Raw genomic sequence first — 14,792 nt, 5'->3', positions numbered from 1 at the left:
CGCCGCGCGACGATGTCAGGCGACGCCGTCGAACAAGCTCGTGACCGAGCCGTTCTCGAACACCTCACGGATGGTCTGCGCCAAGAGGGGCGCGATGGACAGCACGGTCAGGTTCTCGAAGTGCTTCTCGGGGCTGATCGGCAGGGTGTCGGTCGCGATGACCTCCTTGGCGCCGCAGTTGGCGAGCCGTTCGGCGGCCGGGTCGGAGAACACGCCGTGGGTGGTCGCGATGACCACGTCACCGGCACCGGCGTCCTTGAGCACCTTCACCGCACCAGCGATGGTGCCGCCGGTGTCGATCATGTCGTCGATCAGCACACAGGTCTGGCCCTCGACGTCACCGACGACGCGGTTGGACTTGACCTGGTTGGGCACCAACGGATCCCGTGTCTTGTGGATGAAGGCCAGCGGTGCACCGGCCAGCGCGTCGGCCCATTTCTCGGCGACGCGGACGCGGCCGGAGTCGGGGGAGACGACGGTGATGTTGTCGGTGCCGTAGTTCTCGCGCACGTAGTCGGCCAGCTGGCCCTGGGCGTGCATGTGGTCGACGGGACCGTCGAAGAAGCCCTGGATCTGGTCGGTGTGGAGGTCGACCGTGATGATGCGGTCCGCGCCGGCGGCCTTGAGCAGGTCGGCGATCAGACGGGCCGAGATGGGCTCACGCCCGCGATGCTTCTTGTCCTGACGGGCGTAGGGGTAGAACGGCAGGATCACGCTGATGCGCTTGGCGGACCCCCGCTTGAGCGCGTCGATCATGATCAGCGCCTCCATCACCCACTGGTTCAGGGGGAAGGGGCAGCTCTGCAGGACGAAGGCGTCGGAGCCGCGGACTGATTCCTCGAAACGGACGAAGATCTCACCGTTGGCGAAGTCGCGTGCGGTCTGCGGGGTCACCTTGATGCCGAGCTCGTCGGCGACCGCCTGCGCGAGGTCGGGATGGGCGCGGCCAGAGAACAGCATGAGGTTCTTCTGGTTGTCCGTGGTCCAGGTCATGAAAACTCTTCTACTCGGAAGTGGTGCTGTCAGGGGTCGGGCTACCCGGTGCGCGCTGGGCATCGAGCGCGGCCCGAGCCGCGTCGGTGTCCGGGCGCTTGCGCACCACCCAGTTCTCGATATTTCGTTGTTCCCCCGCCGAGACGGCGAGGGCCCCCGGCGGAACATTGTGCCGCAGGACTGTCCCGGCTCCGGTATAGGCCCCGTCGCCGACCTCGACCGGTGCGACAAACATGTTGTCAGACCCGGTCCGGCAATGGGAGCCGATCACCGTGCGGTGCTTGTGGACGCCGTCGTAGTTCACGAAGACACTCGATGCCCCGACGTTGGTGTACTCGCCGATCGTCGCATCGCCGACATAGGTGAGGTGGGGCACCTTGCTACCCGCGCCGATCTCGGCGTTCTTGGTCTCGACGAACGTTCCGATCTTGCCGCGTGCGCCCAGGACGGTGCCGGGGCGCAGATACGCGAACGGGCCGACAGTGGCGTCGGCGCCGATGGTGGACTCCGATCCGTGGGTCCGGATGACCGACGCACCCGAGCCGACCGCGACGTCGCGCAGCGTGGTGTCAGGACCGACGACGGCGTCGGCGGCAACGGTGGTGTGGCCCTGCAGCTGGGTGCCGGGCTCGATGCGCACATCCGCGTCGATACGGACGTCGACGTCGATCCAGGTGGTGGCGGGGTCGACGACGGTGACGCCGGCCAGCTGGTGCTCGCGGATGATGCGGCGGTTCAACTCGGCAGCGAGCTCCGACAGCTGGACACGGTCGTTGCAGCCGGCGACCAGCACTGCGTCGTCGACGGTCAGCGCGCGGACCGGACGGTCGTCGGCGCGCGCGATGGCCACGACATCGGTCAGGTAGTACTCGCCCTGCACGTTGTCGGTCGAGAGTCGGGTCAGCGACGACCGCAGGATCGATGCGTCGAACGCGTAGATCCCCGCGTTGACCTCGTCGATGGCGAGCTGATCGGCGTCGGCGTCCTTGTGCTCGACGATCGCCTCGACCTGGGCGCCGTCGGCGGAGCGCACGATACGGCCGTAGCCGGTCGGATCGTCGGCGATGAAGGAGGTCAGTGTCACCGCGGCACCGACGTCGGCGCGATGGGTGTCGAGGATTGCGGTCAAGGTGTCGCCCGTGAGCAGCGGGATGTCGGCGGCGGTGACGATGACGGTTCCGTCGAAGTCGTCGGGGAGTGCGGCCAAGCCGGCCCGAGCGGCGTCGCCGGTGCCGAGCGGCTGGTCCTGGGGTGCGATCAGGATCGGACGATCCAGCTCGCGGGCGTGGTCCTCGACCGCTGCACCGACCAGTTCTCGCTCGTGACCGACCACGGCGACGAGGTGTTCGGGCTCGAGGGTCGCGGCACCGGTCAACGCGTGACCGAGCAGGGAGCGACCGCCGAGGGTGTGCAGGATCTTGGGCGTCTTCGACCGCATCCGTGTCCCGGCACCCGCCGCCAACACGATCACCGCGGTCGTCGGCGCGGGCTTTGCCGTCATCAGAACCTCCGGCTGTCGGGTAACCGGCCGGGTCCACGCGTCGACGTGCCTGCCGGGCAACGGCCCGATACTACGCAGTCCGCGGTTGCATCCGTGACCTCCCCTGAGTGCGGTGTCGCCTGATAGAACCGTGTGGGGAACGACCCTCGTGTCCCGCGCCACGGCAGGTGCGGTGCGACATGTCGATCACACCGTCCACATCGAACCAACGGAGGCACATCGATGACCACTCAGAAGACCGCGATCGTCACCGGATCGGCGCGGGGGATCGGCGCTGCCGTCGCCAAGCGCCTGGCCGAGGACGGACTGGCCGTCGCGGTGCTGGACCTCACCGAGGAGTCCGGCGCCGACACCGTGAAGGCGATCACCGACGCGGGAGGTAAGGCAGTCGCGATCGGCGCCGACGTGTCGAACGAGGAGTCGGTGAACGCGGCCGTCGCCAAGGTTGTCGAAGAACTCGGCCCGCCGACGGTCGTCGTCAACAACGCAGGCATCCTGCGCGACAACCTGCTGTTCAAGATGTCCGTCGACGACTGGGATGCGGTGCTCGGCGTTCACCTGCGCGGAGCATTCCTGGTGACCAAGGCTGCGCAGAAGCACATGGTCGACGCGGGGTGGGGCCGCATCGTGAACCTCTCCAGCACCTCGGCGCTCGGCAATCGTGGCCAGGCCAACTACTCGGCCGCCAAGGCCGGCATGCAGGGCTTCACCAAGACCCTCGCCATCGAGCTGGGCAAGTTCGGCGTCACCGCCAACGCCATCGCCCCCGGATTCATCGAGACCGAGATGACCGCGGCGACCGCCGAGCGCGTCGGCGTCCCGTTCGAGGACTTCAAGAAGGCCGCTGCCGCGCAGATCCCGGTCAACCGCACCGGCGTTCCCGAGGACATCGCGCACACTGCGTCCTTCTTCATCAGTGAGGGCGCGGGCTTCGTCTCCGGCCAGGTGGTCTACGTCGCCGGCGGCCCGCGCGACTGAGCTGCCCCGCCGCTTGCTGCGCTGGTGAGACGGCCACGGCCACCGACAGTGGCTGTGGCACAATCATCAGCGCAGTATTCCCCCATGGTGTAATCGGCAACACTTCTGATTTTGGTTCAGGCATTCCAGGTTCGAGTCCTGGTGGGGGAGCAACGTATCGAGAACGACCCGGACGCTCAGGCGAGGACTGGATGCGATTCCTGGAACCTTTCACCCCCGAGCAGCGCGCGTTGATCCGGTCGAGCGTGCAGACGCACGGTGGCCCGAGCGGTCTCGTCGAACTGGAATCGCACGGGCGGCCCGAGCCCGGCTATGCAGAGCGGGTCATCGATCTACTGGGCAACGACGTGCAGGTGCGACCCGACGGAACGCCCGAGGGGAACGCTGACGAGATCAGGGCGGTCATCGAGGCCATCACCGAGTATTGGACCTGAACGGACGCGTTGAGGGGCCCGCGCTGTCGGCGACGTGCTGTCGGTCGGGGCCGGGCCCTCAGAGCTGTTTGTCGAAGCACTTCTCCAGGACTCGCGTCGCGATTCGCCAGCCGTCGGCGGTGTGCGACCAGGTGTCCCGGTACCAGAGGCCGAGGAGGAACGTCGACGAGTCGGGAGTCTGCATCGGGTTGAGACACAGGGTGCGGCTGGTCGCGGAGTCACCGTCGACCGCGATGTCGTGGTTGCCCAGGAAGTGGCAGTAGGCCGAGAACGCCGGCAGGACCTCACCCAGCCATCGCTTGACCTCCGTCGGGTTGCCGACGATCCCACCCATGACGCTGTAGTCGACGGTGGCATCCGTGGTGAACACGTGGTCGAGATCGTCGAAACGGCGAGCATCGACCGCGGTCGAGTAGTCGGTCAGGACCTGCGTGATCTCGAGTCGCGCGGAGATCTCCTCGATCGTCATCATGGCCGCGAGTCTCGCACCGGGAGAGCGTCGGTGAGGCCGGATCGCCGGATCGGGCGGTGCGTCGGCTGCCTGCGACTCAGCTGTCGATGAGGGCGGCCAGCCGCGCGGACCGGGGTGTGAAGACGTCGAGGACGCCGGCAGATCGAATCGCCGGCAGCAGCTCGAGCAACTGTGCCCGGATCGTCTCGTTGTCGGGGTCGTCCGCGGGCAGCCGGTCGAAGATCTTCGCGTTCGCGACGAACGCGGCCACCGAGCCCTTGCGGACCTCGACATCGCCGAACTGGGCCTTGTCGACGCCGTCGGCGAGCACATCCTCGGGACGGATCGGTCGCCGATCGGGATGTGTCGACGCCCTCTCGAGATACTTGTCTTTTGCACGCATACGGTGACGGTACTGGCCGATGCGTGCATTTGTCACGTACTTTCGGTGTATGACCTCTCTGTCTACGACACCGAGTGGCAGAGGTGCGCAGGTCGAAACCCAACTGGGTCGACTGTTGCTGCGCACCAACCGGAGTGGCTTGTATCCGGCGTTGGTGCGGGGCATCGACGGTGTGGATGCAACGACGTACCCGGTGCTGTCGGGACTGTTGCGGATGGGACCGACGACCGCGACGGCGTTGGCCGCGGAGATCGGGTTGGACCGCAGCGTGGTCACCAGGTACCTGTCCCGACTGGAATCGTCGGGGTATGTCGACCGCGCGCCGGACGGCAGTGATGGGCGTGCGACGCGGATCGAACTGACCCCACAGGGAACCGCGGTGGTGCATCAGCTCCGGCAGGAGCTGCGAACCGTGTGCGACGGCATCCTGGACTCCTGGGAACCCGACGACGGTGATCGGTTCGCCGCAGACCTCGAGCGATTCGTGGGCGCGCTGCTGGGGGCGGCTGTGGGGCGCGACGGCGATCCATCCTGATTCGGCCGAGTGACCCGGGGCTACGGCACCGTTACCCTGTAGCGCATGGCCATCAGCCGTCCCACCGACAGCACCGGCGAGGTCCAGCGTGCGCCGCGGGCCCGTATGACCGGCGCGCAGCGTCGATTGCAGCTCATCGAGGTCGCGCGCGGACTGTTCGCCGAACGTGGCTTCGAGGGCACGTCGATCGAGGAGATCGCGCAGCGCGCCGGAGTGTCGAAACCCATCGTCTACGAGCATTTCGGCGGCAAAGAAGGGCTCTACGCGGTGGTCGTCGACCGTGAGATGGAGACCTTGCTCGAGATGGTCACGTCGTCGCTGAGCAAGAACCGTTCGCTCTACCGCATCCAACAGGTCGCCCTTGCATTGCTGACCTACATGGAGGAACGCACCGACGGTTTCCGGATCCTGGTGCGCGGAGACCGCACCAGCACCGACGAGACCACCACGTACTCAAGCCTTCTCAACGATGCGATCAGTCAGGTCGAGCACATCCTCGGCGAAGACTTCGAGCGTCGCGGCTTCGATCCCGTGCTGGCGCCGCTCTACGCGCAGGCACTGGTCGGCATGGTGTCGGTCACCGCGCAGTGGTGGCTCGATGTGCGCGAGCCGAGCAAAGAGGTGGTCGCCGCCCATCTGGTGAACCTCTGTTGGAACGGCCTGACCCGCCTGGACCCCGACCCCCGTCTGGTCGGCCCCGACTACATCGAGCCGACGAGCCGGACCGTCGTCGACGACCCGGATTCGTAGCGCGAACACGCGGATTTCGCGTGTTCACGCTTCGGATTTCGTAGTACCCAAACGCCGACCTATCCGAGCCCGTACTCCAAGAACCCCGCCAGCAGCGCGATCACTCCGCCGGTGAACCCCACCGCGATGAAGTACGCCCAACCCGCTCCGCGTGTCCGTGCCGGAACGATGGTTGCGATCCCGGTGGCGACCAGCGCAGTCCACGCGAGCAACCAGGGCACCCAGTACGTAGCGGTGAACGGTCTGTTGATCGGCCCCACTGCGTCCAGTGGGACGGCGGTGGGCTCGGGAAGGTCCAGCCAGCTCCGGATCAGTTGCCCGAGAGGGACGACCGCGAGTATGCCGACCACGGTTCCGACGGCAACAGCGAGAACGATCCACACCGTCTTCGTGCGCGTGAAATCGGGCGTCGCGACCATCGGATCATTCTACGTGGGTGAGGACGAACCGAATCGGTAGTACTGAACGACTCTCAGAGACGTTTCGGACTACGAAATCGCGGGCGGGGCGGGCTCGAGGTCGCCGAGAGGAGCGGGCTCAGGCCAGCACCAGACTCCGTTTCGCGAGTCCCATCCAGAACCCGTCGATGGCCTGGTCGGGCTTCTGCTCGACATCGTCGCTCGCCCCGAGGGCGACGAAGAGCGGCGCGAAGTGCTCGACAGTCGGGTGGGCGTACGGCATCCCGGGCGCGCGATTGCGGAAGTCGATGAGCGACTCCACATCTCCGGCACCGAAGCGTTCGTGAGCCCAGGCGTCGAACTCGGCCGACCAGGTCGGGGGAGTCGCCTCCGGACGCACGTCGGTCAAGAAGGGCAGCCCGTGAGTGGTGAACCCGGAGCCGATGATCAGCACACCTTCGTCACGTAGGGGTGCCAACCGACGTCCGAGATCGAGCAGACGTTCGGGATCGAGTGTGGGCAACGAGATCTGGAGGACCGGGATGTCGGCGTCCGGATACATGACCGTCAACGGAACGTAGGCGCCGTGATCGAGCCGACGCTCCTGGTCGTGTGCGACGGGCTCGCCGTCGGGCATCGACGCGGCGATGCGGGTGGCGAGGTCCGGTACGCCGGGGGACCAATACGTCGTCTCGTAGTACCGGTCGGGAAAGCCCCAGAAGTCGTAGGTCAGCGGCACCGACCCATCCGTCGAACCGATGGTCAGCGGTGCGGCCTCCCAGTGCGCCGACACCACCAGGATGGCCGACGGACGGTCGATGCGCGCGGAGAGTCGCTGCAGCTGACCGACCCAGCGCTCACTGTCGACGAGTGGAGGCGCCCCGTGGCTGAGGAACAGCGCGGGTGGTCGAGAGACGGAGGTCGACATGGTCACAGAATACCTAACTGGACCGCGGTCCGTTTGATTCCCGCGATGCTGTTCCGACCTACTCATGCGGCATGCTGGCAGCCATGGTGAGCATCCGACCCGCCGTCGACGCGGACTGTCTTGCGATCGCCGGCATCTACACCCACTACGTCGAGCACACCGTCGCGACCTTCGACTACGACCCACCCTCGGTGACTGCGTGGGAGCACAAGCTCGCGACCGTCACCGCCGCCGGTCGCCCGTTTCTCGTCGCCGTCGACGACGGGGTCGTGCTCGGATTCGCCTACCTGGGTGGCTTTCGTGACAAGCGGGCCTTCGACTGGACCACCGAGGACACCATCTACCTCCGACCCGACGCCGGCGGTCGCGGACTCGGGACCGCGCTCCTGCGGGCCCTGATCGACGAGGCAGACCCCGACAACGTCCAGCAGATCATCGCGGTGATCTCCGCCGAAGGTGGCGAGGCGTCGATCGCACTCCACGCCAAGCACGGATTCGTCGAGGTGGGACGCACGCCGTCGGTCGGCTACAAGTTCGATCACTGGATCGACACGGTGTACATGCAGCGCGCTCTGACCTGACGATCGTCTGTCACCGGGGGTGCATACAATCGAACGAGTGTCGTCACCTTCTGCCCTCTCCGGGCTCGCCTCGCTGACATGCGCCGACCAGGCCATCGCCGGACTCGCGAAGCGTCGTGACGACGATCGTCTCGACATCACCGCCCCCGACGCCGCCCGACCGTTCGTGGTCACATGCCTGGCGCAGCGGACCGCCGCTCCGATGCTCGTGGTCTCGGCGAACGGTCGCGAGGCCGACGACCTGACCGCGGAGCTGGCCGAACTGCTCGACGATCCCACTTCCGTCGCACAGTTCCCGTCCTGGGAGACGCTGCCGCACGAACGCCTCTCACCCAGCGCCGACACCGTCGGTCAGCGGCTGGCAGTGCTGCACCGACTCGCCGAGCCCGGTGAGCACCCGCTGCGTGTGGTCGTCACCACCGTGCGGTCGCTGGTGCAACCGATGGCCCCCGGCCTGGGCCGACTCCGCAGCCTCGATCTGCGTGAAGGGATCGAGGTCGACTTCGACGATCTCCTGGCCCAGCTGGTCGAGATGGCCTACGAGCGCGTCGACATGGTCGGCCGACGAGGCGAGTTCGCCGTGCGCGGCGGCATCCTCGACGTCTTCCCGACCACCGCCGACTACCCGGTCCGCGTCGAGTTCTGGGGCGACGAGATCACCGACCTCCGCGCGTTCTCCGTCGCCGACCAGCGCAGTCAGCCCGAGATCGACACCGCGACGGTCCGTATCCACCCGTGTCGTGAGCTGATCCTGACGCCGAAGGTCCGCGCCCGCGCCGCCGACCTCGCCGCTGATGCCGGCGGCGACGAGAAGCTGGCCGACATGCTCACCAAGCTCTCGGAGGGCATCCCGGTCGAGGGCATGGAAGCGCTCATCCCGGCCCTGGTCGAGGGCGAGATGCAGATGCTCTCCGAGGTCGTGCCGGACGACACCCTGGTGCTCGTGCTGGACCCCGAGAAGGTCCGGACCCGCGCCGCCGACCTCGCGGCCACCGGCAAGGAGTTCCTCGAGGCGTCCTGGACGGCGGCAGCTGTCGGCGGCGACGCGCCACTCGACGGCGAGAGTGCGGGCGGCCTGGGCATCGACCTGCAGGCCAGTGCATACCGCGCGCTCGACGACGTGGAGAAGACGACCCTCGGCGCCGGACGTTCGTGGTGGACGATGAGCCCGCTGTCGTCGGGGAGCGGTGACGAGGTCGAGCTCGCGGTCACCGCAGGTCCCGCGCCGCGCGGCAACGACGCCGACATCCGTACCACCTTCACCGAGCTCCGCGCGCACGTGACGGCCGGCGGGACGGCCGCGATCGTGGTGGCGGGCAAGGGCACCGCGGCCCGGGTGGGCGAGCGCCTCGCCGACGCCGAGGTGCCTCATGTGGTGGCCGAACCGGGCGCTCGTCCGGAACCGGGGAGTGTCGCGGTTCTGCACGGCACGCTGCGCAACGGGCTGGTGCTGCCCGATGCGGGGCTCGTGGTCGTCACCGAAGCCGACCTCACCGGTACCCGCGTGGCCGGGGTCCGCGACGGTCGCCGGCTGCCGGCGAAGCGTCGCAACCAGGTCGACCCGCTCGCGCTCGCCGCGGGCGACCTCGTCGTCCATGACCAGCACGGGATCGGCAAGTTCGTCGAGATGATCGAGCGCACCGTGTCGGGCGCACGACGCGAATACCTGGTCATCGAATACGCACCGAGCAAGCGCGGCCACCCCGGTGACCGGTTGTTCGTCCCGATGGATGCCCTCGACCAACTGTCGCGCTATGTCGGCGGCGAGCAGCCGTCGTTGTCCAAGCTCGGCGGCTCGGACTGGCAGAACACCAAACGCAAGGCCCGCAAGGCGGTTCGCGAGATCGCCGGCGAACTCGTCGCACTCTATGCGGCACGGCACGCGGCCCCCGGGTTCGCCTTCAGCCCCGATACACCGTGGCAACGTGAGATGGAGGACGCCTTCGACTTCACCGAGACCGTCGACCAGATGACGGTGATCGGCGAGGTCAAGGGCGACATGGAGCGAGCTGTCCCGATGGACCGCGTCATCGTCGGCGACGTCGGTTACGGCAAGACCGAGATCGCTGTACGGGCGGCGTTCAAGGCCGTCCAAGACGGCAAGCAGGTCGCCGTCCTCGTACCGACGACCATTCTGGCGCAACAACATCTGCAGACCTTCTCCGAGCGGATGGCCGGGTTCCCGGTCCGGGTGCGCGGGCTGTCCCGATTCACTGACTCCAAGGAGTCGCGCGAGATCGTCGACGCGATGGCCGCCGGCGAGGTGGATGTCGTGATCGGTACGCACCGCCTGCTGCAGACCGGCGTCACCTGGAAGGACCTCGGTCTGGTCATCGTCGACGAGGAGCAGCGCTTCGGCGTCGAGCACAAAGAGCACATCAAATCCCTGCGTACACACGTGGACGTGCTGACCATGTCGGCGACCCCGATCCCGCGAACGCTCGAGATGTCGATGGCCGGCATCCGCGAGATGTCGACGATCCTGACGCCCCCGGAGGAGCGTCATCCGGTTCTCACCTACGTCGGCGGGTACGTGCCCAAGCAGGTGACCGCCGCGATCCGTCGAGAACTGTTGCGCGACGGCCAGGTCTTCTACGTACACAACCGAGTGTCGAGCATCGACAAGACGGCCAAGCAGATCTCCGACATGGTGCCCGAGGCGCGCGTGGTGGTCGCCCACGGGCAGATGAACGAGGATCAGCTCGAGCGGACGGTCGCCGGCTTCTGGAACCGCGAGTACGACGTGCTGGTCTGCACCACCATCATCGAGACCGGCCTCGACATCTCGAACGCCAACACCCTGATCGTGGACCGCGCCGAGAACTTCGGTCTCTCGCAGCTGCATCAGCTCCGTGGCCGTGTCGGCCGCGGACGTGAGCGCGGGTACGCATATCTGCTGTACAGCCCCGAGAAGCCGCTGACCGAGACCGCATACGACCGGTTGGCGACGATCGCGCAGAACAACGAGCTCGGCGCGGGAATGGCGGTGGCGCTCAAGGACCTGGAACTCCGCGGCGCCGGAAACGTCTTGGGCGCCGAACAATCGGGCCACGTGGCTGGTGTCGGGTTCGACCTGTATGTCCGGCTCGTGGGGGAGGCTGTCGAGGCCTACCGGGCCGCCGCCGACGGACAGCCGGTCACCTCGCAGGAGTCCACCGAGGTACGGATCGATCTGCCGGTCGATGCCCACATCCCGGTCGAGTACGTCGACTCCGACCGCCTCCGTCTGGAGGCCTACCGCAAACTCGCATCTGCGACCGACGACGACGCGGTGACGGCCGTGATCGCCGAGCTCACGGACCGGTACGGTGAGCCGCCGCAGGAAACCCTGCGCCTGGCCGCGATCGCCCGCCTACGACTACGCAGCCGCGAGCGCGGCGTCACCGAGATCGGCATGGCCGGTACCGGTGTCAAGATCTCGCCGATGTCGCTGCTCGACAGCGAGCAGGTCCGTCTGAAGCGTCTGTACCCCTCCGCAAGTCATCGGGCGACCACTTCGGTGATCACCCTGCCCATCCCGCGGACCGGCGGGGTCGGGTCCGCGAGACTGCGCGACGAGGAACTCATCGACTATCTGACGACCTTCCTGCAGATGATCAAACCCGACGAGGCCCCTGCCTGAGTGCAGCGACCCGACGGGCCTTCGATATCCCACGTTCGCCCCGACCACGGTCTACTCTGTGACAGCGACATCAACGGGGGGGCGACATCCGGAGGTGCAAGTGCGATGACGGTGATCCTGCTGGATCCCCTGCGTCCCGACACGATCCCGATCCCGGCGGTCCGGCACGTCGCCGGACCGGTGGTGGTGACCGAGGACGTGAATCCTTTTCTCCTGTGGGAGCTGGGGGAGGTCTCGGCCGCGACCGACGAGCATATCGCGCAGCGCGATGTCACGGTGGTCAGCACCGACCGCACGCATCCGGTGGTGCGGGCTCGGATCGACCTGGGTGACAACGTCATCGAAGCGAAGCGTGCCGGTGGAGAGGCCTTGCTGGACGCCGTCGCGCTGATGGACACGTTGCGGCGCAATGGTCCGTGGGAGAGTCAGCAGACCCATTGGTCGTTGCGCCGTTACCTGCTCGAAGAGGTCTACGAGACCCTTGACGCCATCGCGACGGGCGACCCCGATCACCTGCGGGAAGAACTCGGCGATCTGCTGCTACAGATCCTCTTCCACTCCAGGATCGCTGCCGACGACCCCGAGCGACCGTTCGACATCGACGACGTGGCACGAGCATTCACCGAGAAGGTCAGTCGCCGCACGCCCGGGATCCTCTCCGGTGCACACTCCGATCTCGAGACGCAGATCCGGGAATGGGAGGAGCGCAAGGCTGCGGAGAAGCAACGTGGCTCCGTCCTCGATGGGATCGCGGACAGTCAGCCGGCGCTCGCGCTGGCGCAGAAGGTACTCGAACGCTTGTCGGCCGCCGGCTACCCCGTCGACAGCATCGATCCCGACATCCTGACGGTCACCGTCCGGCTCGGTGACGACAGTGTCGAGGACCAGACCCGTCGACGCATCCTCGCGGTGATGGAGGGAGTGCGCGATCTCGAGTCCCAGGCGGCATCCGAGGGAATCGTGCTCGACTCACGCGACGGTTGGCTCCAGGTGATGGGTGTGGTGGAGGTGTCGGCCGGGGCTCCGGTGGGCGGGCCCGATTCGGCGTCGACGCCGGACCCGATCATCGACGACGGCGATGCCGACGACATCGTGGTGACCGCCGAGCCACGCCGTCGCGCAACCGATCCCGATGCCGCGCCAGGTGATCCCGCTCCGACGGGCGGGTGACGCCGACGGGGTGCGGAGCGCGTCAGGTCACCCGGTGTACAACTCCGACATCCGTGACATCACCTGGTCGAGCGCGCGTCGTTGCTGATCGTTGAGGCGTGCGGTGACGAACTCACCGACCAGGTCGAGCGCCGCGTCGAACTCGGCGGGGAGGTCAGAGGACTCCGGGGTGCCGACCACATCCGCCATGACATCCGCGAATCTGAGTGCAAGTGAATCGATGTCGTCGGGATCGCTGTCGGGTCCGAGCTGCTCGAAGATGGTGACGATGTCCACGATCAGGGGCGCACGATCCTCCTCGCTCATCCGGCGGTAGAACTCGGTGATCTGCGCGGCACCCGCCTCGCCCGCCAGGTGGGACAGCAGCAGCGACCCTTCCCGGTCGGCCCGGGCGATGTCGCCGCCCGCGCCGGCGCGGGCGAAAGCAGCGAAGAACGGGGCGAGCTCGGGCGGGACATCAGGACCAGCGCGATGGTCTCGTAGGTGCGCGATGGTGCGGCGTTGCGAGGTCAACCGCTCGATCTGCTCAGCCAGTTCGTGGTCGAGATCGTCGAGGACCGCGGCGGCGTCGTCGGTATCGTCGAGCAGACCCGGCATACGGTCGAGAGGGATGCCCAGCGATGCCAGGCGCCGGATCCGCAGCACGCGTACGAGGTCGTGGACATCGTACGAGCGGTAGCCGTTGCCGCCGCGCTCCGGCTCGGTGAGGAGCCCCACCTGGTGATAGTGGCGCAGCGTCCGTACCGTCACGCCGGCCAGCGTCGCCAGCTCGCCGCTACGCATCCTCGGACACCATCCGATCGTCGTCGATCCTGCCGCGTTCGGATTCCAGATTACCGAGCAGTGGTCGCACGACGAGTGCGATGGCGACCACCCAAGCCAGCGGGATCACGAGAGCGGCGACCTCGACACCGGCGAACTCGGTCAGCAGGGCCGCGCCCATGATCCCGATCGGTGGGGCTGCGGTGACAACGGCGTTCTGGGTGCCCATGATCCGACCGCGCATCGTGTCCGGGACGCGCTCGATCATCAGGATGCCGATCAGACCGGCGAAGGCGCCGTTGGCGAGTCCGACCACGAAGGCGCCGGCGAGGACCACCCAGGTCGAGAACAGCGGTGCGATGACCGCGAGCCCGATCGTCGTGCCGCCGAGCCCGACGATCAGCCACGTCCGGCGGCGCGCCCGTGCTCCGACACCGGCGTATACGCCGGCGCCGACGAGTGAACCGGCGGCAATCGCGGTGAGGACGAAACCCAACATGCCAGGGCGATCGACCGACGTGAAGAACACCGGCAGTACGAGTCCTTGGAGGCCGGCCAGCACGACGACGGCGAAGACGCTCAGAGTTGTCGTGGACAGGAGGAACCGACTGCGCGCCAGAACCCGCCATCCGTCGCGCAGTTGTGTCCACCCGTTCTGTGTCGATGCCTGCTGGGCTGCCGGGTCGACGACCACGGCACCGACCCGGTGGGGGATCGCCATGGTCAGGAGTGCGGCCACCGCGGAAGTGGCCGCGGTGATCCACAAGACGGTGGAGCCGTCGAGGACGGTCATCAGACCACCGGCCGCGGCAGGGCCGAGCAGCAGGCCCATCGCACCGAAGCTCTCCCGTAGGCCCATCAGGCGCTCCGGCTCCATATGGGTGTGTCGGATGATCGCCGGCAGAAGGGCATCCCGCGCGGTGAGGCCTGGAACATCACCCAGCGAGCCGATGATCCCGAAGAGGACGAACCATGCCAAGGTCAGCCCGGAGATCATGTCGACGAGGGGGAGTGCCGCCACGGCGGCGGCCGAGATGAGGTCGGTGATCACCGACGACGTACGTCGGTTGATGCGATCGATGACCACCCCCATGAGGAGCCCGGCCAGCACGGCGGGTACGGCGGTCGCGGCAGCGACGACTCCTGCGCCCAGCGCGCTGCCGGTGGTCTGCAGGACGATCAGCGGGAGCGCGACCCCCGCGATCGAGTTGCCCAGCACGGACAGCAGATACGACGACAGGTAGGCGAGCGGGATCGGTGACATGCCCCCAGTCGAAACCATGACG

The 14,792-nt window shown here is 67.4% G+C and carries 15 protein-coding genes and 1 tRNA gene; 8 read left to right on the top strand and 8 right to left on the bottom strand.

What is annotated here, in order from left to right; translation table 11 throughout:
- Positions 1-15 precede the first annotated feature (15 nt).
- Positions 16-993 (bottom strand): ribose-phosphate diphosphokinase, encoded by a 978-nt coding sequence (locus tag GS4_RS11950; RefSeq protein WP_007620843.1) that lies wholly within the window; start codon positions 991-993, stop codon positions 16-18.
- A gap of 10 nt (positions 994-1,003) precedes the next feature.
- Positions 1,004-2,494: a bifunctional UDP-N-acetylglucosamine diphosphorylase/glucosamine-1-phosphate N-acetyltransferase GlmU gene (gene glmU / locus GS4_RS11945; RefSeq protein ID WP_007620828.1), complete on the bottom strand. Its 1,491-nt coding sequence runs from the start codon at positions 2,492-2,494 to the stop codon at positions 1,004-1,006.
- Positions 2,495-2,716: 222 nt separating this feature from the next.
- Here glmU and fabG point away from each other — a divergent pair, with 222 nt between their 5' ends.
- From fabG to GS4_RS11930, 3 genes are all read left to right on the top strand, one after another.
- Positions 2,717-3,472, top strand: a complete 756-nt coding sequence (gene fabG / locus GS4_RS11940; protein ID WP_007620826.1) for a 3-oxoacyl-ACP reductase FabG — start codon at positions 2,717-2,719, stop codon at positions 3,470-3,472.
- A gap of 78 nt (positions 3,473-3,550) precedes the next feature.
- A tRNA-Gln gene (locus GS4_RS11935) sits at positions 3,551-3,622 on the top strand.
- A gap of 41 nt (positions 3,623-3,663) precedes the next feature.
- Positions 3,664-3,906, top strand: coding sequence for a hypothetical protein (locus GS4_RS11930; protein WP_007620824.1), 243 nt, complete (start codon positions 3,664-3,666; stop codon positions 3,904-3,906).
- A gap of 58 nt (positions 3,907-3,964) precedes the next feature.
- Here the strand turns inward: GS4_RS11930 and GS4_RS11925 are convergent, their stop codons facing one another.
- A complete protein-coding gene (locus GS4_RS11925) occupies positions 3,965-4,378 on the bottom strand; it encodes a nuclear transport factor 2 family protein (protein WP_007620822.1) in 414 nt (137 codons plus the stop codon).
- Positions 4,379-4,454: 76 nt separating this feature from the next.
- The gene (locus GS4_RS11920) at positions 4,455-4,760 is read right to left on the bottom strand and encodes a hypothetical protein (protein WP_157226601.1); all 306 of its coding nucleotides are present in this window, start codon (positions 4,758-4,760) and stop codon (positions 4,455-4,457) included.
- 49 nt (positions 4,761-4,809) lie between these two features.
- Between GS4_RS11920 and GS4_RS11915 the strand changes: the two genes are divergently transcribed.
- The gene (locus GS4_RS11915) at positions 4,810-5,295 is read left to right on the top strand and encodes a MarR family winged helix-turn-helix transcriptional regulator (RefSeq protein ID WP_040510327.1); all 486 of its coding nucleotides are present in this window, start codon (positions 4,810-4,812) and stop codon (positions 5,293-5,295) included.
- 45 nt (positions 5,296-5,340) lie between these two features.
- A complete protein-coding gene (locus tag GS4_RS11910; RefSeq protein ID WP_007620815.1) occupies positions 5,341-6,045 on the top strand; it encodes a TetR/AcrR family transcriptional regulator in 705 nt (234 codons plus the stop codon).
- Positions 6,046-6,104: 59 nt separating this feature from the next.
- Here GS4_RS11910 and GS4_RS11905 read toward each other — a convergent pair whose 3' ends face one another.
- Both GS4_RS11905 and GS4_RS11900 read right to left on the bottom strand, forming a co-directional pair.
- Positions 6,105-6,464, bottom strand: coding sequence for a hypothetical protein (locus GS4_RS11905; RefSeq protein WP_007620813.1), 360 nt, complete (start codon positions 6,462-6,464; stop codon positions 6,105-6,107).
- Between the two features lie 118 nt (positions 6,465-6,582).
- Complete coding sequence (locus GS4_RS11900; RefSeq protein ID WP_007620811.1) at positions 6,583-7,371, bottom strand: dioxygenase family protein; 789 nt, start codon at positions 7,369-7,371, stop codon at positions 6,583-6,585.
- Between the two features lie 83 nt (positions 7,372-7,454).
- Between GS4_RS11900 and GS4_RS11895 the strand changes: the two genes are divergently transcribed.
- From GS4_RS11895 to GS4_RS11885, 3 genes are all read left to right on the top strand, one after another.
- Complete coding sequence (locus tag GS4_RS11895) at positions 7,455-7,952, top strand: GNAT family N-acetyltransferase (RefSeq protein ID WP_040510360.1); 498 nt, start codon at positions 7,455-7,457, stop codon at positions 7,950-7,952.
- 37 nt (positions 7,953-7,989) lie between these two features.
- Positions 7,990-11,574, top strand: coding sequence for a transcription-repair coupling factor (mfd, locus tag GS4_RS11890; RefSeq protein ID WP_007620807.1), 3,585 nt, complete (start codon positions 7,990-7,992; stop codon positions 11,572-11,574).
- A 105-nt stretch (positions 11,575-11,679) separates the two neighbouring features.
- A complete protein-coding gene (locus GS4_RS11885; protein WP_007620805.1) occupies positions 11,680-12,744 on the top strand; it encodes a nucleoside triphosphate pyrophosphohydrolase in 1,065 nt (354 codons plus the stop codon).
- Between the two features lie 27 nt (positions 12,745-12,771).
- On the opposite strand, the gene GS4_RS11880 is transcribed toward GS4_RS11885, so the two are convergent.
- Positions 12,772-13,527: a MerR family transcriptional regulator gene (locus GS4_RS11880; RefSeq protein ID WP_007620803.1), complete on the bottom strand. Its 756-nt coding sequence runs from the start codon at positions 13,525-13,527 to the stop codon at positions 12,772-12,774.
- Positions 13,520-14,770 (bottom strand): MFS transporter, encoded by a 1,251-nt coding sequence (locus GS4_RS11875; protein ID WP_007620802.1) that lies wholly within the window; start codon positions 14,768-14,770, stop codon positions 13,520-13,522. The genes GS4_RS11880 and GS4_RS11875 overlap by 8 nt, the downstream gene beginning before the upstream one ends.
- Positions 14,771-14,792: the final 22 nt, after the last annotated feature.

This window comes from Gordonia soli NBRC 108243 (assembly GCF_000334455.1).
Classification (GTDB): Bacteria; Actinomycetota; Actinomycetes; order Mycobacteriales; family Mycobacteriaceae; genus Gordonia; species Gordonia soli.
The sequence above is the reverse complement of the archived record's forward strand: the minus strand, read 5'-3'. Positions and strand labels throughout refer to the sequence as shown.

What these genes read in the sequence shown, in the direction of transcription:
- GS4_RS11900 (WP_007620811.1), bottom strand. Translation starts at nt 7,371, where the DNA reads ATGTCGACCTCCGTCTCTCGACCACCCGCGCTGTTCCTCAGCCACGGG.
- fabG (WP_007620826.1), top strand. Translation starts at nt 2,717, where the DNA reads ATGACCACTCAGAAGACCGCGATCGTCACCGGATCGGCGCGGGGGATC.
- GS4_RS11920 (WP_157226601.1), bottom strand. Translation starts at nt 4,760, where the DNA reads ATGCGTGCAAAAGACAAGTATCTCGAGAGGGCGTCGACACATCCCGAT.
- GS4_RS11910 (WP_007620815.1), top strand. Translation starts at nt 5,341, where the DNA reads ATGGCCATCAGCCGTCCCACCGACAGCACCGGCGAGGTCCAGCGTGCG.
- GS4_RS11885 (WP_007620805.1), top strand. Translation starts at nt 11,680, where the DNA reads ATGACGGTGATCCTGCTGGATCCCCTGCGTCCCGACACGATCCCGATC.
- GS4_RS11950 (WP_007620843.1), bottom strand. Translation starts at nt 993, where the DNA reads ATGACCTGGACCACGGACAACCAGAAGAACCTCATGCTGTTCTCTGGC.
- glmU (WP_007620828.1), bottom strand. Translation starts at nt 2,494, where the DNA reads ATGACGGCAAAGCCCGCGCCGACGACCGCGGTGATCGTGTTGGCGGCG.
- GS4_RS11930 (WP_007620824.1), top strand. Translation starts at nt 3,664, where the DNA reads ATGCGATTCCTGGAACCTTTCACCCCCGAGCAGCGCGCGTTGATCCGG.
- GS4_RS11880 (WP_007620803.1), bottom strand. Translation starts at nt 13,527, where the DNA reads ATGCGTAGCGGCGAGCTGGCGACGCTGGCCGGCGTGACGGTACGGACG.
- GS4_RS11895 (WP_040510360.1), top strand. Translation starts at nt 7,455, where the DNA reads ATGGTGAGCATCCGACCCGCCGTCGACGCGGACTGTCTTGCGATCGCC.
- GS4_RS11915 (WP_040510327.1), top strand. Translation starts at nt 4,810, where the DNA reads ATGACCTCTCTGTCTACGACACCGAGTGGCAGAGGTGCGCAGGTCGAA.
- GS4_RS11925 (WP_007620822.1), bottom strand. Translation starts at nt 4,378, where the DNA reads ATGATGACGATCGAGGAGATCTCCGCGCGACTCGAGATCACGCAGGTC.
- GS4_RS11875 (WP_007620802.1), bottom strand. Translation starts at nt 14,770, where the DNA reads ATGTCACCGATCCCGCTCGCCTACCTGTCGTCGTATCTGCTGTCCGTG.
- GS4_RS11905 (WP_007620813.1), bottom strand. Translation starts at nt 6,464, where the DNA reads ATGGTCGCGACGCCCGATTTCACGCGCACGAAGACGGTGTGGATCGTT.